General features: G+C 35.2%; 21 protein-coding genes and 1 pseudogene. 13 read left to right on the top strand and 9 right to left on the bottom strand.

Going from position 1 to position 22,760, the window contains the following annotated elements:
* Positions 1-13 precede the first annotated feature (13 nt).
* Both ES676_RS06670 and ES676_RS06675 read right to left on the bottom strand, forming a co-directional pair.
* A complete protein-coding gene (locus ES676_RS06670; RefSeq protein WP_449374889.1) occupies positions 14-1,249 on the bottom strand; it encodes a sensor histidine kinase in 1,236 nt (411 codons plus the stop codon).
* 35 nt (positions 1,250-1,284) lie between these two features.
* Complete coding sequence (locus ES676_RS06675) at positions 1,285-1,956, bottom strand: response regulator transcription factor (protein ID WP_148369551.1); 672 nt, start codon at positions 1,954-1,956, stop codon at positions 1,285-1,287.
* 166 nt (positions 1,957-2,122) lie between these two features.
* On the opposite strand from ES676_RS06675, the gene ES676_RS14680 reads away from it, so the two are divergent.
* The 3 genes from ES676_RS14680 to ES676_RS06685 all read left to right on the top strand — a co-directional run bounded on the left by ES676_RS14680 (position 2,123) and on the right by ES676_RS06685 (position 3,267).
* On the top strand, positions 2,123-2,260 hold the full coding sequence (locus ES676_RS14680; protein WP_170234430.1) for a hypothetical protein: 138 nt from the start codon (positions 2,123-2,125) through the stop codon (positions 2,258-2,260).
* Positions 2,261-2,276: 16 nt separating this feature from the next.
* The gene (locus ES676_RS06680; protein WP_170234431.1) at positions 2,277-2,564 is read left to right on the top strand and encodes a PepSY-like domain-containing protein; all 288 of its coding nucleotides are present in this window, start codon (positions 2,277-2,279) and stop codon (positions 2,562-2,564) included.
* Positions 2,565-3,060: 496 nt separating this feature from the next.
* The gene (locus ES676_RS06685; RefSeq protein ID WP_148369553.1) at positions 3,061-3,267 is read left to right on the top strand and encodes a hypothetical protein; all 207 of its coding nucleotides are present in this window, start codon (positions 3,061-3,063) and stop codon (positions 3,265-3,267) included.
* 99 nt (positions 3,268-3,366) lie between these two features.
* Here ES676_RS06685 and ES676_RS06690 read toward each other — a convergent pair whose 3' ends face one another.
* Entirely contained in the window at positions 3,367-4,734 is a 1,368-nt protein-coding gene (locus ES676_RS06690) for an NAD(P)-binding domain-containing protein (RefSeq protein WP_148369554.1), read from the bottom strand.
* Between the two features lie 528 nt (positions 4,735-5,262).
* Here ES676_RS06690 and ES676_RS06695 point away from each other — a divergent pair.
* Positions 5,263-5,682: a DUF2141 domain-containing protein gene (locus ES676_RS06695; RefSeq protein ID WP_148369555.1), complete on the top strand. Its 420-nt coding sequence runs from the start codon at positions 5,263-5,265 to the stop codon at positions 5,680-5,682.
* Positions 5,683-5,780: 98 nt separating this feature from the next.
* On the opposite strand, the gene ES676_RS06700 is transcribed toward ES676_RS06695, so the two are convergent.
* A complete protein-coding gene (locus tag ES676_RS06700; protein ID WP_148369556.1) occupies positions 5,781-9,233 on the bottom strand; it encodes a pyruvate carboxylase in 3,453 nt (1,150 codons plus the stop codon).
* 11 nt (positions 9,234-9,244) lie between these two features.
* On the bottom strand, positions 9,245-10,306 hold the full coding sequence (locus ES676_RS06705) for a hypothetical protein (RefSeq protein WP_148369557.1): 1,062 nt from the start codon (positions 10,304-10,306) through the stop codon (positions 9,245-9,247).
* A 1,840-nt stretch (positions 10,307-12,146) separates the two neighbouring features.
* On the opposite strand from ES676_RS06705, the gene ureA reads away from it, so the two are divergent.
* From ureA to ES676_RS06750, 9 genes are all read left to right on the top strand, one after another.
* A complete protein-coding gene (ureA, locus tag ES676_RS06710; protein ID WP_148369558.1) occupies positions 12,147-12,449 on the top strand; it encodes an urease subunit gamma in 303 nt (100 codons plus the stop codon).
* A gap of 17 nt (positions 12,450-12,466) precedes the next feature.
* Positions 12,467-12,841, top strand: a complete 375-nt coding sequence (locus ES676_RS06715) for an urease subunit beta (protein WP_147113382.1) — start codon at positions 12,467-12,469, stop codon at positions 12,839-12,841.
* Positions 12,838-14,559, top strand: a complete 1,722-nt coding sequence (ureC, locus tag ES676_RS06720) for an urease subunit alpha (RefSeq protein WP_147113379.1) — start codon at positions 12,838-12,840, stop codon at positions 14,557-14,559. Before ES676_RS06715 ends, ureC begins: the two co-directional genes overlap by 4 nt.
* 66 nt (positions 14,560-14,625) lie before the next feature.
* Positions 14,626-15,135 (top strand): urease accessory protein UreE, encoded by a 510-nt coding sequence (gene ureE, locus ES676_RS06725; protein ID WP_148369559.1) that lies wholly within the window; start codon positions 14,626-14,628, stop codon positions 15,133-15,135.
* Between the two features lie 5 nt (positions 15,136-15,140).
* A complete protein-coding gene (locus tag ES676_RS06730) occupies positions 15,141-15,839 on the top strand; it encodes an urease accessory protein UreF (RefSeq protein WP_148369560.1) in 699 nt (232 codons plus the stop codon).
* Between the two features lie 35 nt (positions 15,840-15,874).
* On the top strand, positions 15,875-16,516 hold the full coding sequence (gene ureG / locus ES676_RS06735; RefSeq protein WP_147113370.1) for an urease accessory protein UreG: 642 nt from the start codon (positions 15,875-15,877) through the stop codon (positions 16,514-16,516).
* 3 nt (positions 16,517-16,519) lie between these two features.
* On the top strand, positions 16,520-17,335 hold the full coding sequence (locus tag ES676_RS06740) for an urease accessory protein UreD (protein WP_148369561.1): 816 nt from the start codon (positions 16,520-16,522) through the stop codon (positions 17,333-17,335).
* Between the two features lie 2 nt (positions 17,336-17,337).
* A complete protein-coding gene (locus ES676_RS06745) occupies positions 17,338-18,042 on the top strand; it encodes a hypothetical protein (RefSeq protein ID WP_148369562.1) in 705 nt (234 codons plus the stop codon).
* Positions 18,043-18,060: 18 nt separating this feature from the next.
* Complete coding sequence (locus ES676_RS06750) at positions 18,061-19,032, top strand: urea transporter (protein ID WP_148369563.1); 972 nt, start codon at positions 18,061-18,063, stop codon at positions 19,030-19,032.
* A gap of 24 nt (positions 19,033-19,056) precedes the next feature.
* On the opposite strand, the gene ES676_RS14685 is transcribed toward ES676_RS06750, so the two are convergent.
* From ES676_RS14685 to ES676_RS15235, 4 genes and pseudogenes are all read right to left on the bottom strand, one after another.
* Positions 19,057-19,230, bottom strand: coding sequence for a hypothetical protein (locus ES676_RS14685; protein WP_170234432.1), 174 nt, complete (start codon positions 19,228-19,230; stop codon positions 19,057-19,059).
* A gap of 168 nt (positions 19,231-19,398) precedes the next feature.
* Positions 19,399-20,901, bottom strand: coding sequence for an aldehyde dehydrogenase family protein (locus ES676_RS06755; protein WP_148369564.1), 1,503 nt, complete (start codon positions 20,899-20,901; stop codon positions 19,399-19,401).
* Positions 20,902-21,528: 627 nt separating this feature from the next.
* The gene (locus ES676_RS15070) at positions 21,529-22,233 is read right to left on the bottom strand and encodes an MDR/zinc-dependent alcohol dehydrogenase-like family protein (RefSeq protein ID WP_246130321.1); all 705 of its coding nucleotides are present in this window, start codon (positions 22,231-22,233) and stop codon (positions 21,529-21,531) included.
* A 54-nt stretch (positions 22,234-22,287) separates the two neighbouring features.
* A pseudogene (locus tag ES676_RS15235) lies at positions 22,288-22,719 on the bottom strand (alcohol dehydrogenase catalytic domain-containing protein); the annotation flags it as partial.
* Between the last annotated feature and the right edge of the window lie 41 nt (positions 22,720-22,760).

A 22,760-nucleotide genomic window follows, 5' to 3' on the forward strand; every position in this document is an offset into this window, starting at 1 on the left:
ATTTAAAGTTTAACTATTTTTTAGGGAAGGTAAGTTTAAAGATATGTGCGTCATTATAGTCGTAATTTAATTCTATAGCGTACTTAGTAGCAATCGCTTTCGCTATGGATAGCCCTAATCCAGTAGATTTTGTGTTAGTAGTCGTTTTCTTAAAACGCGTAAATAACAGATTTTGATCCAGTTGATGTGGCGTACCGTAATTTATAATACTCCACATATGCGATTGTATAGTAATAGTTATGGTATTATTCCGTTTACCGTGCACCAATGCGTTTTTCACTAAGTTCGTGAGCATTATAACGGCTAAATCTTGATTTATTTTAAAATTTAAATCGTTTGAAGCCTTAATTTGTAACCGCATATTTTTATGATTTGCTAAATCTTCAAAATCGGCTATTACCTTTTCAGTAAGGGTATTAAAAGGGATCGTTTCTACATTTACAAATTGTTGATTTTCGATTTTAGATAATAATAAAAGAGATTTATTAAGTCGTGTTAATCGGCCTAAATTATCTAAGGCGGTGCCTATGTCTTTCAATTGTTTATCGTTTAGCGGGGTGTTTTCTAAAAATAACTCCAATTTATTAATGGTTATTGCCAATGGTGTTTGTAATTCGTGCGCGGCGTTTTCAATAAATTGTTTTTGTGCACTATAACTATGGGTAGATTTTTGTAATAAAGTGTTCACTGCTGTATTTAGCAACTTAAATTCTTCAATATTAGATTTAGGAAGCGTTATAGGTGTATTGTCCTCGATTTTAAAGGTTTGTAATTGGGCAATTAAATGATAAAATGGTTTCCATAAGCGTTTCAATAATAGATTATTTAAAATTAAAATACTCAGAATTAAAATAACATACAATCCCAAGAGGTAAGTGATTAAGCTTTCAATCAAATCATCTTCCTCTACCATCGAAGTTATAATATCTAACTTATAATAGGCATTATTGTGTTTAATAGCGCTGCTGTAAATACGCATGGCTTCGAGTTCGTCTTCACTTTGCACGTATATTAGCGTGTCGCGAAAGTTTTCCTTAAAGTGTTTATGTTTTTTTTTGTTTATGGGAGTAAAAACGTGATTGTTTTTTTTAACATTGCGGTGCTCTATTATATTTGGCTCTGTTTTTAAACGACCTATTAAAATATCTTTCTGGTTTTCTAAGCCGTCATCTAGGCTGTCGTAAATTTCGTTAAGCATCGCATAATAAAATACAAATGCCCAAACCGTAATTAATGGTAGCAATAATATAGAGAGGTATTACGTGGTTTTATTAAGTAGTTTCATTATTCAATATCTAATTTATAACCTACGCCATACACCGCTTCGACGTTAATAGTCGCGTGATTTAGTTTTTTTCGTAGATTTTTAATTTGGGAGTATATAAAATCGAAGCTATCGGCCTGGTCAATATAATCTCCCCAAACGTGCTCTGCTAAGGCCGATTTAGTAACTAAACGTGTTTTATTAGTAATTAAATACATTAAAATATCGTATTCTTTTCGGTTTAAAACAATATCTTTTTGGTTTATTGTAATCGATCGGTTTTCGGGGTTTATAGAAACATTGCCAATATCAATCGTTTTATTGCCATCAAAATTACGTCTGCGTAACACCGCTTTTACTCTGGCATGCAGCTCGGCCATATGGAATGGTTTTGGCAAATAATCGTCTGCACCCAAGTTTAAACCTTCTAATCTATCGTCTAACGAATCTTTAGCAGAAACAATTATTACCCCCTCATTTTTACCTTGTGCTTTAAGCTGTTTTAGTAACTCTAAGCCATTGCCATCTGGTAGACCAATATCGAGTAAAATACAATCGTAACTATAAACCCCAATTTTTAAACTCGCCTCTTTAAAGTGAGTGGTCGCTTCTACAATATACTTTTCGCGCTCTAAAGTTTCACGCATATTATTTAGCATTTCGCGTTCGTCTTCGATAATGAGGATTTTCATTGTATTATTAATTTTGCTACAACAATATACTGTAAATCTATAAAGACTTGGGAATTATAGTATTTTGAAATTTAGATTTTATTAACGTACCAAGGTCTGAAATTACCAATTCGTTACAGTATTAAGTGATTCATTTGCCGAGTAATTAATTTAAAAACAGATAAAGATGAAAAATTCGGTAATAGTAGTATTAGCCTTATTGGCAACAGCGACTCTAAGTGCTCAAGATTTAAAAATGACTGATTTGCCTGCAAATTTAACTAATAATTTCCAAAAAGTGTATCCTGGGGTGACCGGATATTGAGTGGGAAATGGATGGAATGAATTATAAAGTGGAATTTGATGAAGGTAGTAATGAGCATGAAATTTGGTATAACACAAATGGAGATATTATAAGAATGGAGAGTGAAATGAATGCGACCCAATTACCAACAGCAGTTGCTTCTACATTACGCAGTAAATACGCCGACTACTCTATAGATTCTATAGAAAAAATTGAGAGTGCGGGAAACACCACTTATAAAGTAGAGATTGAAGAAGGTTTCTTTACAGAGAAAACAGTTGTTTTTGATGCAAAAGGAAATGTAGTGAGTGAAATGAATGACTAAAGGTCCCTTATAAATTAGACGTAAAGGGTTGGAAGGTATTCCAGCCCTTTCTTATTTTTTGTTGAAATGAGAAAGCACGTTATAAACCTTTTTAGTCTATTGAGCATTCTGAACGGGTTTGCGCAGAGCTACTTTTACGATTTTTTTTTTTGAGCCTGAAGTAGGTGTTACTTAAGGTGTAAGCGAGGAGTATTCGCAAAGCTTTTATATGGAAAACAGAAGCTTTATTTATAAAAATAACACCTTTAATTTTGAAGGAAGGCAATTAGAGATCGCCCATTCTTCGAATTACGAGTATTAACAAGCACATAGTATAGGTATTGGTGTACAATACAGATTTAAAAAAACGTTTAAGAAAACTGAAAAAGATGAGTTTAGGCTAATGCAGCTTTACACGTGGCTAATAAATATAGGAGTTTTAACCTGAAAAACAGAATGCGAAACAAAATACAGTTGGCGAAACGAATTAGGAATAGCTTTTTATTTAAATGAAACCGTGTCTTCTTTTAAAGCTGAAACGGAAAGTTTATTAGGATGGTTAAAATTTGAAAAGCCTGAATCTGAAGAACGCCTATCTGGTGTTTTCGGTTGGCAATTATGCAGCTATATTGAGGCGATTGGTTTACAATATCGCCTTCCAAATGCTACCCAGTATTTAAGTCATGGATTCTTTTTAGTAACAGTAGTAGAGATTACACGCTAGATACAGTCTTTTAAAAATAAAACGGCATCAGTATTTTACTACTGGTGCCGTTTTTTTATAGTGTAGAGACATTAAAAAACGGCTCTACTAAGTTTCAGTCTAAGAAAGTTCTTTTTCCTTTGCCTCTCTAATTAAATAACGCTCCTTACTATCGTCTAATTCGTCCATCCATTCAGTGTGGTGTTCTGCAGCAACAGTACCTGTAACAACACTTTTAAAGGTTTTATCGCGATACGTTAAGATGTTTTCACTCTTATCATTTAGCCACTCTTTAAACATAGCGGCCACTTTATTGAGATCAAAATCAGGATAATCAGATAGGTTAATCAGTTCTTGAATGTAATCTGTTTGAAAATCGACGTGGTCGACAGACGATTTTAACTTATCGTTTTTTTCTAACCAAGAATCAATATCTTTTCTACGCTCTTCTTTATTAGGTATTTCGAAACGGTTCATCATATAATCTCTAGCTAACCAAGCCTGCGTATCGAACATATTAAACGTGTAATATTGATCTTGCATTCCTAAATAAATAAGTTGAGGCACTTCGTTAAAAAAGATCCCTTTATACAAATTGTCTGGATACAGATTATTTGTTGTTTTTAAACGTAATTCGTCTGGTAAAAACGGGAATTTATGTTGGTAACCCGTACATAAAATCACAGCGTCGAAATTCTCTGAATGTCCGTCCTTAAAATGTGCTGTTTCGCCATCAAAATGAGTTAATAAAGGTACTTCTTTAACCCCTTCTGGCCAGTCTACACCAATAGGGCTGCTTCTGTAACTTAAAGTTACCGATTCGGCTCCGTGTTTATGACATTGAATTCCGATATCTTCAGCCGAATAACTACTTCCTATTAGTAAAATGTTCTGATCTTTAAATTGATCGGCACCTCTAAAATCGTGAGCGTGCATTACATTACCAGGGAAATTTTCTATCCCTTTAAAGTGCGGCATATTTGGTGTTGAAAAATGACCTGAAGCTATAATTAAATAATCAAATTCTTCAGAATATGTTTTATCATTTTTTAAATCGTCTAAAATAATGGTAAATTTCTTGGTGTCTTCATCAAAACTTACCCAGCGTGCAGTGGTATTAAAACGAATAAAATCTTTTGCGTTACTTTTATTTATTCTTCCTTGAATATAATCGAAAAGCACTGGTCTTGGTGGATACGAAGAGATTGGTTTTTTAAAATGCTCATCGAAAGAATAATCAGAAAATTCTAAACACTCTTTTGGTCCGTTAGACCAAAGGTATTTGTACATACTACTATGAATAGGTTCTCCGTATTTTCCTACGCCCGTTCTCCAAGAGTAATTCCACATGCCACCCCAATTTTCTTGTTTTTCAAAACAAACAATTTCAGGAACGTCAAACCCTTTTTTCTCTGCCGCTTCAAAAGCTCGTAGCTGTGCTAGACCACTAGGTCCAGCTCCAATAATACCAATACGTGTATTCTTCATAAAGTTGTTATTTAATGTTATTTGAGAGTGTATGTTTCACAACATAAAATCTATAAATTAATGATGGGTCTTTTTTCGATCTAAAAAAAGGAAAGGCCTTACTGCTCTTTTAAAGGAGTAAAAGCCTCTGCTAAAAAGTTGATTTATTCCAGAATTTGTATATAAATTCGAGAGGCGATAAGGTACGGTTTTTTGAGTGTAATTACAAATAGACTATTTTTTACTGTTTAACTTAGACTTTCGTACGCTATAACTGGGGTTGAAAACGTTTTATGTTGTTTATAAAGAATGTCTATAAAAGGGGTTTGCCTAAAAAAATGTTCTCAAAACGAAAAAAGGCATAGTTTTAGCGTAGTACTATAATAACGAAACGATTTGACTGTTTATAGGTGGGGATATAAAAAAAATCTTACATTTTAATGTAAAAACACTATCTTATCCCTAAAAAAGGTGGGTGCTATATTCTGTAATAGCTGCGTTTAGATAGCGTAAATATTGAAAATATAGTTTTAAAACAAATAATACATTATGAAACAATTACTTGCTCTTTTAGGCTTACTCTGTTTTAGCATGCAGGCTCAATCTCCAGAATTAGCATTAACAATTACCAATATACAGTCTGTAAAAGGAACTATTGAGATTGGTGTGTTTAATACGCACGATAATTATTTAAAAGAAGGTGCGGCTTATAAAAACTATTCTATAGTTGTTACAGACAATAGTGAGACTATTATTATAAAAGACTTACCAAAAGGAGAGTATGCTATTTCTATGTATCATGATAAGAACTCAGACGATAAATGCAATAAAAATTTTCTTGGGATACCTAAAGAAGCTTTTGGGTTTTCTAATAATATCGTTCCTAAATTCTCCGCACCATCTTATGAGGATTGTAAATTTGTATTAAACGACAATGAAAAAATGGATATTAAACTAACTGCGTTTTAACTAAATTTATCGAAAAAAAAGGCTACAAACGTAAATTTGTAGCCTTTTTTAAGAGGCCTAATAGGCGTCTTACAATTTTCTCATTTAATCCGTATAGACTATTCCACCGTTAAAATTAAATCATCTTGCATAACCATAGTGCCTTCTTTTAAAGTTATAGATTTTACTTTTCCGGTTTTAAAAGCGGTAACAGTAGTTTCCATTTTCATAGCTTCTATTATAAATAAGGGATCATTCTCTTTTACGTGTTGCCCTTTTTTTACTAATACTTTGGAAAGTGAGCCTTGTAAGGGAGCACCAATCTGACTTGAATTTTCCGAATCTATTGTAACGTGTTCTTCTTTTTTAATGTTTAACGATCGGTCTAAAACTTCAACAAATCTATTCTCACCATTCACACTAAAAAACACAATACGAATACCTTCTTCATTAGGGATTCCAACCGAAAGTAATCTAACAATAATTGTTTTACCCGGTTCTAACTCAATAAGTGTTTCTTCGCGCTGTTTCATTCCATAGAAGAAATTCTTAGTGGGAACAAGTGCTAAATTGCCGTATAACTTATAATTTTCGTGAGCTTGTTCAAATACTTTTGGATATAACGTGTAAGATAAAAAATCTTCGATTTCTAGTGCGCGGGTAAATCCTTTTTGAAATTTCTTTTTAAAGGTTTTATATTCTATATCAAAATCTATGGGTTCTAAATGTGCATTTGGTCTATCTGAATACGCTTTGTGATTTTTTAGAATTATTTTCTGTAACTTTTCAGGAAATCCACCTGCTGGCTGACCTAGATCGCCTTTAAAGAAACTGATCACCGATTCAGGAAATGATAACTCCTCACCGCGCTCCATAACATCTTGAGGTTTTAAATTGTTGGTTACCATAAAAATTGCCATATCACCAACTACTTTACTACTTGGCGTCACTTTTATTAAATTACCAAACATCAAATTCACTTCAGCGTACATTTTTTTCACCTCTTCAAAGCGATCGCCTAATCCCAAAGCAATTGCTTGCGGTCGTAAATTAGAATATTGTCCACCAGGAATTTCATGTTTGTAAACTTCGGCTGTCCCGGCTTTTAAACCGGATTCAAAAGGGTAATACATTTCACGGGTATCTTCCCAGAAATTCGAAAATTGATTTAACGTGTCCATATCAAAGACATGGGCGCGTTTTTCATATTTCATCATTTCAACAATAGCGTTAAAGTTGGGCTGAGAAGTTAAACCTGATAATCCCCCTAGAGCGACATCTACAACATCTACACCAGCTTCAATAGCCTTTAAGTAGGTAGCTGACTGCAATGAAGACGTATCATGTGTATGCAAATGAATAGGCAGATTAACGGTGTTTTTTAAAGCGGCAACCAATTCTGTAGCCGCATACGGTTTTAATAATCCTGCCATATCCTTAATAGCAATCATATGGGCGCCCGCATTTTCAAGATCTTTCGCTAATTGGGTGTAATATTTTAAGTTGTATTTAGTTTGCTTTACATCAAGAATATCACCCGTATAACTAATAGCGGCTTGGGCAATACCACCCGTTCTATCGCGAACATAGTTGATACTTGGTTCCATAGCCTTAACCCAATTTAAAGAATCGAAAATTCGGAATACATCGACGCCATTTTCCCACGATTTTTCTACAAATTTCTCTATTAAATTATCTGGATAAGCTTTATATCCAACCGCATTACTACCACGAAGTAGCATTTGGAATAGAATATTTGGCATCGCTTTTCGCAATTCGCGTAAACGCGTCCAAGGACTTTCATGTAAAAAACGTAAACAGACATCGAAGGTTGCACCTCCCCAAACTTCCATACTAAAAGTGTTAGGATGGTTTTTTGCATAACTCTCTGCTACTTTCATCATGTCAAAGGTTCGCATACGGGTAGCCAATAACGATTGGTGCGCATCGCGCATCGTAGTATCTGTATAGTGGATTTTAGTATCGTTTTTAAGCCATTCACAGAATTTCTCTGGTCCTAATTCCGTTAGTAGATCCTTTGTACCTTTTGGATACGGATTTTTGACATTGAATTGCGGAACTTTTGGGTTTCTAAAAACTTTATTATCATCTTTAAATTTAACATCAGAATTACCGTTAACAATTACTTCGCCTAAAAATTGTGTTACTTTCGATGTACGATCTTGTGGTAATTTAATTTTGAATAGGGAAGGTGTATTCTGAATAAAATTAACGGTTACACCACCCGCTTTAAAGGTGTCATGTTGTATAACATTCTGTAAAAAGTGAATGTTGGTATTTACGCCGCGAACACGGAATTCTTTTAAGGCACGAACCATTTTTCGGATAGCACCATCTAAGGTTCTACCTTGAGCAGATACTTTTACTAGCATAGAATCGAAAAACGGACTCACACTATAGCCTTGGTAAATACTTCCGGCATCCAGCCTAATACCCATTCCTGCAGCACTCCTGTAGGTGGTTATTGTACCGTAATCTGGGGTGAAATTATTTGATGGATCTTCTGTTGTTAATCGACATTGTAAAGCAAAACCATAAGTGGCAAGCTTGTCTTGTTCGTAAATTTTAATTTGTTGATCCGATAGCTTGTAACCACCAGCAACAAATATTTGAGTTTTCACCAAGTCAATTCCCGTTACCATTTCAGTAACCGTATGTTCTACTTGAATCCTTGGATTAACTTCAATAAAATAAACGTTATCCTCTCTATCGACTAAAAATTCGACGGTTCCAATATTGTTATAGTTTACTTCTTCGGCAATTTTAATAGCATATTTGTATAACGATTGCTTTACTTTTTCTGAAACATTAAATGATGGCGCTATTTCAACAACCTTTTGATGACGTCGTTGTACAGAGCAATCACGCTCAAACAAATGGCGAATATTTCCATGATTATCAGCAACTATTTGCACTTCGATGTGTTTTGGATCTTCTACATATTTCTCAAGAAACATAGTGTCATCACCAAAAGCATTTAAAGCCTCGTTTTTTGCAGACTCGAAATGTTGTTCTAAATCTTCGGTTTTATGTATAATTCGCATACCGCGACCACCGCCACCAGAAGCCGCTTTTAGCATTAAGGGAAACCCGATCTCTTTGGCTTCAGAGAGGGCTATTTTTAAGGAGGTTAGTTTCTTTTTATTACTTTCTATAACTGGAACATTACACTTTACAGCTATTTTTTTTGCGGTAATTTTATCACCCAAAGCGTCCATAACTTCAGGGGTAGGTCCAATAAAAATAATGCCGTTTTGAGCACATTTTCTAGCAAACTCTGAATTCTCTGAAAGAAAGCCATAGCCTGGGTGAATAGCATCAACGTTTTTAGATTTTGCAAGTTCAATTATTTCGTCGCTGTCTAAATAGGGCTTTAAAGGGTCGTTGTTTTCACCTATTTGGTAGGATTCGTCCGCTTTATTTCGGTGTTGAGAATACCGGTCCTCATAGGTGTAAATTGCAACCGTATCTAGGTTTAATTCGGTGCAGGCGCGTAAAATACGTATAGCAATTTCTCCTCGGTTGGCAATTAATACCTTTTTAATTTTCATTTTTATTAGTTTTATTTAATGATATATGGGTTTTCATTTTTGTAATTTCTAACAATAAAATCGATTGCATTTTCTAACAATTCACCCATATTTTTAGATTTTTTAAAGTTAACATCACCAACAAGATCAAATAATCCTGCTTTTAGTTGTTTTATTTTAGCAGGTGTCGATATATTATCTTCTTTCATACATCTTAAAAGATGTTCCAAACGTTCATGCTCAACAGTAGCACGTTTGGCGAGTAAAGAGCGTTCTTCTATTTCGTATTGATCTATAGATTCGGGCGCTAAAACCTCCAAGCTTAATTTTACAAGTGCATTGTTTTCTTTTAAAAATTGTGGTTTGTAAACTTTAGGGTTGCCTTCATAGCTTTGCTGATCGAAATCTACAGCACGAAGTCGGTATTGAACGCGATCGAAATCTTGCGTAATAACGATAACATAATTATAAGAACGCATATCGGCCAAAAGACGCACAAAACAACGCTCGTTAAATTTAACAAATTCCTTAGCAAGAGCTCGTTTATCTTGGTCAGGGAGTTTTTCTAAATGCTCACTAATAAAAGTGTCACCAGCAATGCCAGAGATGTGTTCTTCTATTAACGTATCTTTATGAACCAAAAAAGTAATATGATTTGGCGATAGCAAGTGCTCCAATTCTAATCCGTAAATTCTAGAGGCATCTGCTTTTTTTACATACAGATATAAATAATTGTCGTTTAATACATTTCTTACCTTAATTCGAAACGGCTTAGTGTTTCCAAAGGTGCAAAAATCAATACTGTCAATGCTTAAATAAGGTATAATACGATCGCTTCCATCGGAATGTAAAATGGAATACATTTGTTTAAGACTGTATTCTATTTCGTCTCGCTCATGCTCTGCAAAATACGTGCGTATCCAAAGTGTATCTTTATCATTTTTATCCATAATGTCAATAGCGCCTTGAAAGCGCAGTAAATCATCATAAAAGATAGGGATTTTGATGTTTCTACCTTGCGCAGTTAGGTACTCCGACAATAAAGGCGTGATAGGGAAAGCAGGTTTTTTTTTCGAGATTAGTTTTTTATCCACGGTGTTTTAGCTAATCGTCCGAAGATAATTTTTATATTACTTAAAAGCAATAATCTGTCCTCAAAATAAAAGAACTGTTTTATAAGTTACTCTAGAAGTGACTGTTGTTCTAAACCTTAAAAGCATAAGGTTATATTAATTTTAAAAAGTACTAATCAGCCGCTGCCGTTTAACGTTTTTTAATAACAAATTTTGGAGTTTATACTAAAAGTTTGTTCACGCCGGTATTAATGCTTAGGCGCCTCTGGTAAATTTGCATGTGGTGTTATAACTTTTTTTCTGAATAGCTATTATACTAAATCCTTTGTTAAACCTTATTTTATGTTCACCTTTCTTTAAAAAGGAAAATAATTGTTATAAATACAGTAATTAGACGGCGATTTTGTAAATAAAAAAAAGGCCGTAAATACTAATTTGCAGCCTTTTTTGGGTGTTAAAGTTAATTTTTTAATGAGATCACACTCTAGAATTGCGTTTTTTCATCTTTTTGTCTTCCAATTTTTTTAGAATTTTTTCTTGTTTCTTCGCGTTTAATTCTGCTTTTGTTAGCTTTTTTCTTAAGACAGCCATACTATAATTATTTTAAATTTATTATAAAAAGAACATCGCTTAAACTACAATTAAATACACAATTTTAAATGCGAGTGAAGGTCTTCAATATGTTTTAAATTGAATAGCTTCTGAAATAAATAGTGTAAAAGAGTTTTTCAGGCACACTCGTTATGCCTGATTAATGCAGGAAGATAAGTTTGCGTTTTTTAGACCAAGCAAAATAATAAAAAGAACAAAACACTCTAAAGATTAGCGGCTCGTAAAAGCTATGTGAGTGAATTGTTTTTAAGTGATACATCTTAGTGTTATAAAAAGGATTTATTAGTGCTAAAAGGTAAACATAGCCATAAAACTGTGGCTAACCTAATTTAGTAGGTTAGTTTTGAGTTCTTTAGCTAGTTATAACACTTATTAACAAAGAGATAGGCTTTATTTTGCATTTAAAACAACGGGGTCATAGTATTTAAAACAGATTAAGCGGCGTGTTTAAATTCCTTTTAAAGTGTTAAAAAGAACAGTAAAAAAACGTAACACCTCATTTTAATTGTACATTTGCGGAGAATTCATTTTAGATACTTTAAATGATTTCGGTTGAGAGTTTATGAAAAAGCTTATTAAAATACTTCTATTATTATTTTGTGCATTCGGTTTTGGAGCTGAAGAAATTGCATATCTTGGTTCGTCAGAAATTGACAGGAAAATTGCTTACGTAAGTAAGAAAAGCCGAAAAGCAGAAGGCATTAACTATCAACAGACATCGGTATGCGATTTTCACGTATTGATAGCTCAACAAGAACTACCCAACTTTTCAAGACTACCAAAACAAGGATTTTGTTCCTCAAACAAAACAGGTCTTAGAAGTCAAATTAATTTACAATCAGAACACCAACTATATATGTTGTTTCAACATTTCATAGTTTACTTTTAATACAGTAGCAGCACTTTACATTCAATTCGTAACGTGTTCACACACTTTCTAAACTAATAGCAAAGTTTTTAAACCTACTTGCTATTCTAGTAATGGCATGCCTTTGTCTTAAATATCCAGCACGAAAATCTTCACCTTAGTGAACTTTCGTCTCGAGACAACTTGTGTTATAGTTTATAAAGAACAACCTTCAATATACAGTAATTAAATCACTTACATCGTGCTGTCTATAATTTAAGATAATAGAAAAGAGGTGTTTCTTAGAGTACCGTCAAAACCCTTAATTTTAGTTTTTATCGGCTCCCAAGAGACTTCTTTCTCTTTTCTCCATATTCAATATTAACCTTTAATACAATACTTATGCATTTAACAGCTAGAGAGACAGAGAAGCTTCTCATATTTATGGCAGGTGAACTCGCCGAAAAACGAAAGGCTCGAGGCCTAAAATTAAACTATCCAGAATCTATAGCACTAATTGGTAACCGGTTGCAAGAAGCTGCGCGAGATGGTAAAACAGTTGCGTCTTTAATGCAAGAAGGGGCTACCTATTTAACCAGAGACGATGTTATGGAAGGAATTCCAGAAATGATTCACGATGTGCAAATAGAAGCCACTTTTCCAGACGGAACCAAATTGGTTACCGTACACAATCCTATACGCTAACCTTTAATAATAATACAATGATACCAGGAGAATACCTATTAAAAAAAGAAGCCATCGAGTGCAACTCGGGGCGAAAAGTGCTAAAATTAAAAGTTATTAATAAAGGAGACAGACCAGTACAAATAGGGTCTCATTATCACTTTTTTGAGGTGAATAGAGAAATGGAGTTCGACCGTGAAAAGGCATATGGACACCGTTTAAATATCCCTTCAGGAACTGCTGTTCGCTTTGAACCCGGAGAATCTACAAAAATTGAACTCGTAAGATTGGGAGGTAAACGCAACTCATTCGGATTAAACAATCTGTCTGTAGGTGATACGATGAATCCTCAAAATTTAAAAAGAGCCATGTTAAATGTAGAACACGAATCCTTTAAAAATAAAAAATCATGAGTTTAAAAATAGATAGAATTAAGTATGCCAATATGTACGGCCCTACAGTTGGCGATAAAATAAGATTAGGAGACACTGAACTATTTATTGAAATTGAAAAGGATTTCACGTATTATGGTGAAGAAAATAAATTTGGTGGTGGTAAAACCGTTCGTGATGGAATGGCACAATCTAGTACAGCAACCCGCGATAGTGGTGTTTTAGATTTAGTAATCTTAAACGCTACTGTTTTAGATCATTGGGGTATTGTAAAAGGGGATATCGGTATCAAAGACGGTAAAATTGTTGGTGTTGGAAAAGCCGGGAATCCTGATACAATGGAGAACGTTGATCTAAATATGATTATCGGTGCGTCTACCGAGGTACATAGTGGAGAAAACCTTATCGCAACGCCAGGAGGAATAGATTCACATATTCACTTTATATCACCACAACAAATAGAGCACGCTCTTTATAGTGGTATTACGACTATGATTGGTGGTGGAACAGGACCTTTCGACGGTACCAATGCCACAACCGTAACGCCAGGAGCTTGGAATATTGAACGTATGCTGCAAGCAACAGATAATCTTCCTATGAATATAGGCTTCTTCGGAAAAGGAAATTGCTCTCATTTAGCGCCTTTAAAAGAACAAATTGAAGCTGGAGCATTAGGTTTAAAAATACACGAAGATTGGGGAGCAACCGCATCTGTTATAGATGCGGCATTAACAGTTGCCGATGAATATGATATTCAAGTAGCCCTGCACTCTGACACCTTAAATGAGGCTGGTTTTTTAGAAGATACTATCGATGCTATAAACGGAAGAACCATCCACACCTTCCATACCGAAGGTGCAGGAGGCGGACACGCGCCAGATATTATTAAAGCAGCAATGTATCCAAACGTATTGCCAGCCTCTACAAACCCAACGCGTCCATTTACTAAAAACACCATCGATGAGCATTTAGATATGCTAATGGTGTGTCACCATTTAAGTAAAAGCATCCCGGAAGATGTTGCTTTTGCCGATTCTAGAATTAGACCAGAAACCATCGCAGCCGAAGATATTCTTCAAGATATGGGCGTTTTTAGTATTATGAGTTCCGATTCGCAAGCTATGGGACGTGTTGGAGAAACCATCTCAAGAACATGGCAAACAGCGCATAAGAATAAGATTCAACAAGGGTTTTTAGAAGAAGATAAAGAAATGGAAGCTGATAACTTCCGTGCAAAACGTTATGTAGCTAAATACACGATTAATCCTGCGATTGCTCACGGTGTTTCTCATCATGTAGGTTCTATCGAACCAGGTAAAATGGCAGATCTTGTACTTTGGAAACCGGCTTTATTTGGTGCAAAACCAGAGATGATTGTTAAAGGAGGTATGTGTATTGCAAGTAAAATGGGAGATCCAAACGGGTCTATTCCAACACCACAACCCGTTATGATGCGTCCAATGTTTGGAGGTCTAGGTTCAGCGGTACATAAAACATGTGCAACTTTCGTTTCTAAAGCGGCAATGACTAATAATGTAAAAGAAAAATACGGATTGAAAAAGCAATTATTTGCGGTATCAAACTGTAGAAATATTTCTAAGAAAGATTTAATTCATAACGACAAAACACCAGTTATAGATGTTAATCCAGAAACTTATGAAGTAAAAGTAGATGGTGTAAAAGTAACCTGTGAGGCTATTGACACAGTGCCATTAGCACAACGTTACTTTTTATTTTAGTATTAATTTAAAACGATTCGGCACCTATATTACTGTCGAGTCGTTTTTTAAAAATGAAATGATAATATGCTTTGTAAAGAAGTTATAGGAAATATAAAAACCTATTCTGTAGGAAATAAAACAATAGATACACTGTCTTTGGAATGGTTTGAAATGACCAAGCGCATTATGCGTAAAAAGACAGAAGGAGGTCGTGAAGTGGCTATTAAGTTCTTAAAAGAAGGTCAGCGCTTGCATCAAGGAGACATTGTGTTAGAAGATGATAATAATGTGGTTATAGTCGATGTATTGCCCTGTGATAGTATACAAGTTACCCCAAGAAACATCGTAGAAATGGGGACTGTTTGCTACGAAATTGGTAATAAACATTTGCCTATTTTCATTCAAGACGAGAAAGTTCTAGTGCCTTACGAAAAGCCGCTAGAACGTCTATTAGAAGTTACAGGATATATCGTAGAAAAAAAACATTGCCAGTTACTTAATATGCTAAAAGCAAACATCGGCCATGCACACGGAAATGGAAATGATAGTCCGTCGCTATTCTCAAGAATTTTAGACCTCACAACAAAACAGTAAATAGTATGGCAAATAATAAACAAAAAATACTATTAGAGTTACTGCATATTTCAGACCCCACCTTGCCGATAGGAGGGTATTCTCATTCCAACGGATTGGAAACCTACATACAGCAAAACGTGGTTAGAGATGTGGAAAGTACGCGCGAATTTGTGCAAAATATGCTTCTTTATAACTTTAAATATAACGACGGTGTTTTTGTTCGTGACGCTTTTAGATATGGGTTAGAAAACAATTTAGAGGCTCTTTTAGAATTAGATAACGAAGCGCACGCTTTAAAAGCCCCAATGGAAGTACGTGACGGTAGTTTAAAATTAGGAACACGATTACTTAAAATCTATGTTAGATTACACGATTATGAAGTGATGCACGTGTTTTTCAATAAGGTGAAAAATAAAGAAACCCCAGGTCATTTTGCCGTTATATTTGGAATGATTACGGCTCTTTTAGGGGCAGAAATCAAACCTGTGCTAAGCGCTTTTTATTACAACGCTGCTGTTAATATGGTGACTAACAGTGTTAAATTGGTGCCGCTTGGGCAAATGGACGGACAGGATATTTTATATAAAATGCACGATTTAATAGCGCAGGTTGTGGACGAAACATTAATACTAGATGAAGATATGCGCGGACTTTGTAATCCCGCATTCGATATTAGATGTATGCAACACGAAACCTTGTATTCAAGACTATATATGTCTTAAAAAATAATTAATAATCAAAAAATATCACATATAAAATGGAAGAGAGAAATTATATTAAAATAGGAGTTGCGGGGCCAGTAGGTTCAGGAAAAACAGCTTTAATTGAAAAGCTTTCACATAAAATAGCAAAAGAGTACAGTATTGGTGTTATCACCAACGATATCTACACGAAAGAAGATGCCGAGTACTTAACAAAAAACTCATTATTACCAGCCGATCGCATTATTGGCGTAGAAACAGGGGGCTGTCCGCATACTGCCATTCGTGAAGATGCTAGTATGAATTTGGAGGCTATCGACGAAATGGTTGACCGTCATCCAGAAATTGAAATAGTATTTATCGAAAGCGGCGGAGATAATCTTTCGGCAACGTTTAGTCCAGATTTAGCCGATGTAACCATTTTTGTAATTTCGGTGGCTGAAGGCGAAAAAATACCGCGCAAAGGGGGACCCGGAATTACGCGTTCAGACCTTTTAGTTATTAATAAGATCGATCTAGCACCTTACGTTAATGCCGATCTTGAGGTGATGCGTGCAGATTCCAGTAAAATGCGCCAAGGAACGCCTTTTGTGTTTACCGATTTAATGAGAGGAGACGGTTTAGAAGATGTTATTAATTGGATTAAAAAATATGCTTTAATAGAAGAGAAAGCATCTGAACCAGCACTAGAATACTAAAATATGGGACAATATAGTGTTGAAACTAGTCTGTATAGAGAGGTTACTATTTTAAAAGATACTTTTTTTACCCCGCCATTTAATGTGGTTGAGGTGCGAGAAGATAAAAGTAACCCGTTACTTGAAGTTATGATTATGAGTTCTTCACCAGGTTTTTTTAATCATGATCATTATAAAATAGATGTAAACGTTAAAAAAGAAACCTTGCTTAATATACAAACACAATCGTATCAACGGGTATACGACACGCCTGATGGCGCTAGGCAGGAGATGAATGTAAATATTGAGGAAAACGCATACTTTAGTCATTTACCACATCCTTCCGTGCCGCATAAAGGCGCTATTTTTAATAGTAAAAACACCATAAACCTCGCGGCAAATAGTGTTCTTGTTTGGGGTGAAATTTTGGCTTGTGGTCGTAAGTTGAATGGTGAATCGTTTGCCTTTATTAAATACAACAGTCTTACTGAAATTTATCGCGAAGGTAAATTGTTTTATAAAGACAATTTATATCTGAAACCTTCAGCGATAGATTTTAAATCGATTGGGCAATATGAGGAATTTACTTATCAAGCAAACTTTGTATCTATCGATCCTTTTCATTCTGTAAAAGAACATATAGAATTAATGACTACAGTGCTTGCAGAGGAAGAAGATATGATTTTTGGAGTTTCAAAACTTTCGGAAGATGCTTGTGCTATAAGAGTCTTGGGTAATTCTGGAGAGCAGCTTTTTATAGCCTTAAAGAAAATACGAATACAATTAGATAATCAAGCGAATGCACTTCGCAAAAAAGAAATAGAGATTAAGTTAATATAGATATGGAATCAGAGTTAAATGTATTGTTAATAGCGGCAGTTTCAATTAGTGTGCTTCATACTCTAACTGGGCCAGATCATTACATCCCGTTTATAGCAATAGGAAAAGCTAAAAGTTGGACCCTTAAACGCACCGTTTTTTGGACTATTGTTTGTGGTATTGGTCACGTAATGAGTTCTGTAGTATTAGCCTTAGGTGGTGTTGCTATTGGGTTTTCTTTAAATAAATTATCGTGGTTTGAGGGTTTAAGAGGCGGTTTGGCGGCTTGGGCTTTATTTGTTTTTGGAGTGGTGTTTATGTTAGTAGGCTTATATCAAGCCTATCGTAATAAAAAGCATAAACATTTTGATGTGTATGATAGTGGCGATGTTTATGTTTACCAACACCAGCATAAGCAAGGTCCTGTTATGCCTTCAGAAAGAAAGAAGGTAACACCTTGGGTAATGTTTATTATCTTTTTATTAGGGCCTTGCGAACCAATGATTCCGTTGTTAACCTATCCGGCGATCATGAATTCTACTTATGGTATTTACCTTATTACCAGTGTGTTTTTGTTTTTCACTCTATTAATGATGGTGATAATGGTTGTCCTGGGGCACTATGGCTTTAAATTAATAAAAACAGATTTCTTCGAGAAATACATGACAGCTATAGCGGGAGGAACTATTGCAATATGTGGTGTAGGAATGATTTTCTTGGGCTGGTAATAATATTAAAATAAACAGATGGTTAAAAAAATTAAACAATTTAGTGTAATTAATCTTAAAGGTATTGCTCAAATAATGCTACAAGAGAATGCTATTACAGGATTACTTTTTCTTTTGGGTGTATTATACAACTCTTGGTTAATGGCAATCGGTTTAGTGATAGCAACAATAACCGGCAGCGTTTCAGGTTATTTACTTAGTAAAAAAAATTATAAAGCTCTTAATCAAGGGCTTTATGGTTTTAATGCGGCTTTAATAGGAATAATTATTGTCTATAAATACGGTTTATCCTGGGAGTCTGTTTTTAGTATTATTGTGGCTTCAGTGATTGCGACATTAATAATGCATTTCGCTATTATTAAAAACCTTCAGGTCTTTACATTTCCTTTTGTTGTGATGGGGTGGGTGGTTGTCTCGCTTGTGAATACAACAAATTTTATGCCTTTAGTACAACATCCCACTGCCGAAGAGGATTTTTTACAAGAACCTACGGCTGAGATGTTTGAAGACGCGCTAGAGCAAGTCGGAATCGAGTACGACGATGATAGAATAGATGATGATCTTATTTTTTCCACGCACGGTTTCGGACAAGTAATGTTTCAAGGAAGTTTAATCGCGGGATTGTTATTTCTATTCGGAGTTTACGTTAACAAACCTATTGCCGCATTGTATGGCATTTTTGCTTCTATTTTGGCTATTTCAGTATCCCATTTACTTAATAGTCCCGAATCTTCAATAGATACAGGGATGTTTAGTTTTAATGCGGTGCTCTGTGCTCTCGCCTTTGCTGGAACCCGGCATAGAGATGGGTTTTGGGTAGTTTTAAGTACTGTAGTTACGGTGATTATAGATGACTATCTAATAAAAATAGGAGTGCCACCTTATACGTTTCCGTTTGTAGCTACAATGTGGATTTTATTGCTAACACGAAAAGGATTGGTAATTGTTGAAAACGCTTTTCCAGTTACAAAAAGAGAAACAGAAGATTAAAAACAGAATAAAACAGGCGATTTACTATTTGTTTTTAAAAGTTTTCTCGGAGTATTGGCCCAAGAAGTACGCCATTAATATAGGGATTAGTGCAAACGCGATGTAGTTCTCTAACACGTTATACGCGTTAAAAGTAATTAAAAGAGAGGTTGAAATAATAATAAAAAGTAAATCGAATGTTCTTTTTTTTAATTTCATAAATTGTTTTTAGGCTGTAATAACAAATATAATAAATTCCTAATACGACTAACCACTACTACTACAGCTAAATTTGAAAAAATAATTCTTTTGTTCTCTAGTTTTTTAAAGCAAAAAACCCCGGCAGGGCCGGGGTTTTTATTATAAACTTTTAGTAAAAAGTCTTAATTAAAAGAATCCAACTGGTTTCTTGTCGTAAGAGATTAACATGTTTTTTACAACACGGTAATGATCTAAAGCCATTTTATGGTTTTCACGACCGAATCCTGATTCTTTAACACCACCAAACGGAGCGTGAGCAGGGTACGTATTGTATTGGTTTACCCAAACTCTACCCGCTTTAATAGCACGAGGAACTTGGAATAATTCGTGAGCATCACGAGACCAAACACCGGCACCTAAACCGTAAGGCGTATCGTTTGCGATAGTGATAGCTTCTTCAGTAGAACTGAAAGTTGTTAAAGCGACAACTGGACCAAAAATTTCTTCTTGGAAGACACGCATATCGTTCGTACCTTTTAAAACTGTAGGTTGTATGTAGTATCCGTTAGAAATTTCACCGTCGTAATTTCCAGCGTCTCCACCAGCTAATACTTCTGCACCTTCTTCTTTACCGATGTTAATATAACCTAAGATTTTGTCGTATTGTGCTTTAGACACTTGAGAACCAATCATAGTTTCTGGATCAAGCGGATTTCCTTTTTGAACTAATTTTAGTCGTGCTTGCATTCTTTCTATAAAAAGATCAGCAATATCTTCGTGAACTAAAATACGTGAAGGAGTGGTACAAATTTCCCCTTGATTAAGTGCGAACATTAACGCGCCTTCAATAGCTTTACTAAAGAATTCGTCGTCTTGATCTGCTACTGAAGGGAAGAAGATGTTGGGAGATTTCCCACCTAATTCCATAGTTACAGGAATAATGTTTTCGGCTGCATTGTGTAAAACTTTACGGCCTGTTTCAGTAGAACCAGTAAATGAAAGTTTTGCAATACGTTTAGACGTTGCTAAAGCTGCACCAGCTTCGGCACCAAAACCAGTTACGATGTTTAATACACCTGCTGGTAAAATGTCACCAATAAGTTCCATTAAAGCAATAACACTAGTAGGCGTTTGTTCTGCTGGTTTTACAACCGCTGTACACCCTGCTGCTAAAGCTGGAGCAATTTTCCAAGCTAACATTAACATAGGGAAGTTCCAAGGAATGATTTCCCCAACAACACCAACAGGTTCGTTTAAAACGATGCTTAATGTATTTTTATCATGTTCAGAGATGCTTCCTTCGTCTGCACGAATAACACCTGCGAAATAACGAAAGTGATCAATACAGTAAGGGATATCTGCTGCACGAGCTTCACGAATTGGTTTCCCATTATCGATAGTTTCTAAAGTTGCTAAGTATTCAAGGTTATCCTCCATTACTTGAGCAATCTTTAATAGCATATTGCTACGATCTGTTGCTGAAGACGTACTCCAAGATGGAAACGCTTCGTGTGCTGCATCAAGAGCAAGATCAACATCTTCTTGTGTTGAACGCGCCGCTTGAGTAAATACTTTACCATCTACTGGAGATACGTTATCGAAATACTCACCTTTAACAGGGGCTACGAATTTACCGCCAATAAAATTCCCATATCTTTCTTTGAATACAGGTTTAGTTACATTTGCCATAATTATATAATTTAAATTTAGATTCTTAAATACTGCTTGCTATAACAAGCGTTTTAATTATGGTACAAATGTACGATGGATTGTTACCTTCTTATTTATGGATACGGTTCAATAACTTATGAAATTGGTTCAATGTGTTGGTTTGTATAAAAATCAGTTTCTAGTGTTTAAATAAACAGCTTAAAGACAGCGCTTTAAGTAGTTTGTATTTTAATTTTATATATCTTTTGGACTATAGGTGGTTGTTTTTCAATTGATAAACCATAGTGGAGGGTGAGATTTGTTCTGGGGCACCTCTTGGCTAAATTATAAGAAGTCACTAAGAATTGTGTCCAGAAGGTTAAAAGGAATTGCCTTTATAGATAGACTTTACAATTTGGGATATCTACTTTTTTATACGCTTTATTACCTTTAGATGAATTAAAATTCAATTAGAATCAATATTTAGGGGGATTTAAAAATATAAAAGTAGCCCTTAACCGATTTTCAACGCACGAACTTTGTATGGGTACAGGCTACTTTTATTTGTATTTAAGAAATCAATTAATAATTTGATTATTTTATTGGCCATTATACTAGAATTTCAACTCCACTATTCTTAGGAGAAATTTGTTAACTCAAGATAATTTAAGAGTTTTTCAAATAGCCATTAGGGTTTAGTACAAACTTCTTGGGAGATCCATCACTGAATGTTTTGTATGCATCAACACCAGCCGTAAGTGGTACAACCTTAATATCCATTACGGATTGAACATCGATTCGATTCCATAGAATTGCTTGCATCAAATCGTAACTATAATTCATTACTGGAGCCATTCCAGTGGTCATAGTCAGTGATTTAACCCATACTTGTCCAAGAATAAGATCGAGCGTTCCTTTTTTTGGTCGCGGTAATTTACTTCCTGGATCTCCACCTACGTAAATTCCTGGGATTCCAATGCTTCCTCCTGCTCGAGTAATATCCATAACATCATTTAAAGCGGTTTCAGGAAGTTCTGTGTCTGCATTTTCACCATGGCCATGCGCTTCGTAACCTACTGCATCAACACCACAGTCCACTTCAGGAACACCGAGAATCGCGTCAACTTTGTCCTTTAACGAACCAGAAGTTGAGAGATCGACTGTTTGATAGCCTCCTTTTTTAAGTACGGCTAATCGTTCTTTGTTTTGGTCTCCAATAATAACACAAGAAGCCCCTAGTAAACGAGCGGACATAGCTGCAGCTCGACCAACTGGTCCAGCCCCTGCGATATAAACTGTCGATCCGGGTTTTACTTTGGCAGAAACACAACCATGATAACCTGTAGGTAATATGTCTGAAAGAAATGCCAAATCCATCATGCGGTCTAGCGCCTGATCTCGGTCAGGGAATTTTAATAGTGCAAAATCGGCATAGGGCACTAAACAGTATTGAGACTGTCCGCCTTGCCAGCCACCAAGATCAAAACCATAGGCACCCAGTGGTGCTTGATCGTTGACTGTTTCACAGACTTCAGGATGTTGGGTCTTACAATTTCTACAACGTCCACAAGAAACGTTGAAGGGAACAGATACAATGTCTCCCACCGCTAAATGCAGAACATCGCGACCAATCTCAATAATCTCTCCGGTAATTTCATGTCCTAGAACTGTTCCCGCTGGTACATCAAAACGGCCACGGTAGATGTGCTGATCACTCCCGCAAATATTTGTAGCAATTACTTTAACAATAACGGCATGTTCAAGAATTTTTCCTCGAAATTCCCTTTTTGGAATAGGTAAATCGACAGCTTCTAGCTTCCAAGGAGCTGTATACGTAATACTTAGATTTGTACTCATAATTTTAAAATTTAAGTTATAAAAAACTAATTATCTAAAGG

It is taken from the genome of Bizionia saleffrena (assembly GCF_008086175.1).
Lineage (GTDB): Bacteria > Bacteroidota > Bacteroidia > Flavobacteriales > Flavobacteriaceae > Bizionia > Bizionia saleffrena.

Excerpts from the sequence above, each read along its gene's own strand:
- ES676_RS06675 (WP_148369551.1), bottom strand. The coding sequence starts at position 1,956 with ATGAAAATCCTCATTATCGAAGACGAACGCGAAATGCTAAATAATATG.
- ES676_RS14680 (WP_170234430.1), top strand. The coding sequence starts at position 2,123 with ATGAAAAATTCGGTAATAGTAGTATTAGCCTTATTGGCAACAGCGACT.
- ES676_RS06680 (WP_170234431.1), top strand. The coding sequence starts at position 2,277 with ATGAATTATAAAGTGGAATTTGATGAAGGTAGTAATGAGCATGAAATT.
- ES676_RS06690 (WP_148369554.1), bottom strand. The coding sequence starts at position 4,734 with ATGAAGAATACACGTATTGGTATTATTGGAGCTGGACCTAGTGGTCTA.
- ES676_RS06695 (WP_148369555.1), top strand. The coding sequence starts at position 5,263 with ATGAAACAATTACTTGCTCTTTTAGGCTTACTCTGTTTTAGCATGCAG.
- ES676_RS06700 (WP_148369556.1), bottom strand. The coding sequence starts at position 9,233 with ATGAAAATTAAAAAGGTATTAATTGCCAACCGAGGAGAAATTGCTATA.
- ureA (WP_148369558.1), top strand. The coding sequence starts at position 12,147 with ATGCATTTAACAGCTAGAGAGACAGAGAAGCTTCTCATATTTATGGCA.
- ES676_RS06715 (WP_147113382.1), top strand. The coding sequence starts at position 12,467 with ATGATACCAGGAGAATACCTATTAAAAAAAGAAGCCATCGAGTGCAAC.
- ureC (WP_147113379.1), top strand. The coding sequence starts at position 12,838 with ATGAGTTTAAAAATAGATAGAATTAAGTATGCCAATATGTACGGCCCT.
- ureE (WP_148369559.1), top strand. The coding sequence starts at position 14,626 with ATGCTTTGTAAAGAAGTTATAGGAAATATAAAAACCTATTCTGTAGGA.
- ES676_RS06730 (WP_148369560.1), top strand. The coding sequence starts at position 15,141 with ATGGCAAATAATAAACAAAAAATACTATTAGAGTTACTGCATATTTCA.
- ureG (WP_147113370.1), top strand. The coding sequence starts at position 15,875 with ATGGAAGAGAGAAATTATATTAAAATAGGAGTTGCGGGGCCAGTAGGT.
- ES676_RS06740 (WP_148369561.1), top strand. The coding sequence starts at position 16,520 with ATGGGACAATATAGTGTTGAAACTAGTCTGTATAGAGAGGTTACTATT.
- ES676_RS06745 (WP_148369562.1), top strand. The coding sequence starts at position 17,338 with ATGGAATCAGAGTTAAATGTATTGTTAATAGCGGCAGTTTCAATTAGT.
- ES676_RS06750 (WP_148369563.1), top strand. The coding sequence starts at position 18,061 with ATGGTTAAAAAAATTAAACAATTTAGTGTAATTAATCTTAAAGGTATT.
- ES676_RS14685 (WP_170234432.1), bottom strand. The coding sequence starts at position 19,230 with ATGAAATTAAAAAAAAGAACATTCGATTTACTTTTTATTATTATTTCA.
- ES676_RS06755 (WP_148369564.1), bottom strand. The coding sequence starts at position 20,901 with ATGGCAAATGTAACTAAACCTGTATTCAAAGAAAGATATGGGAATTTT.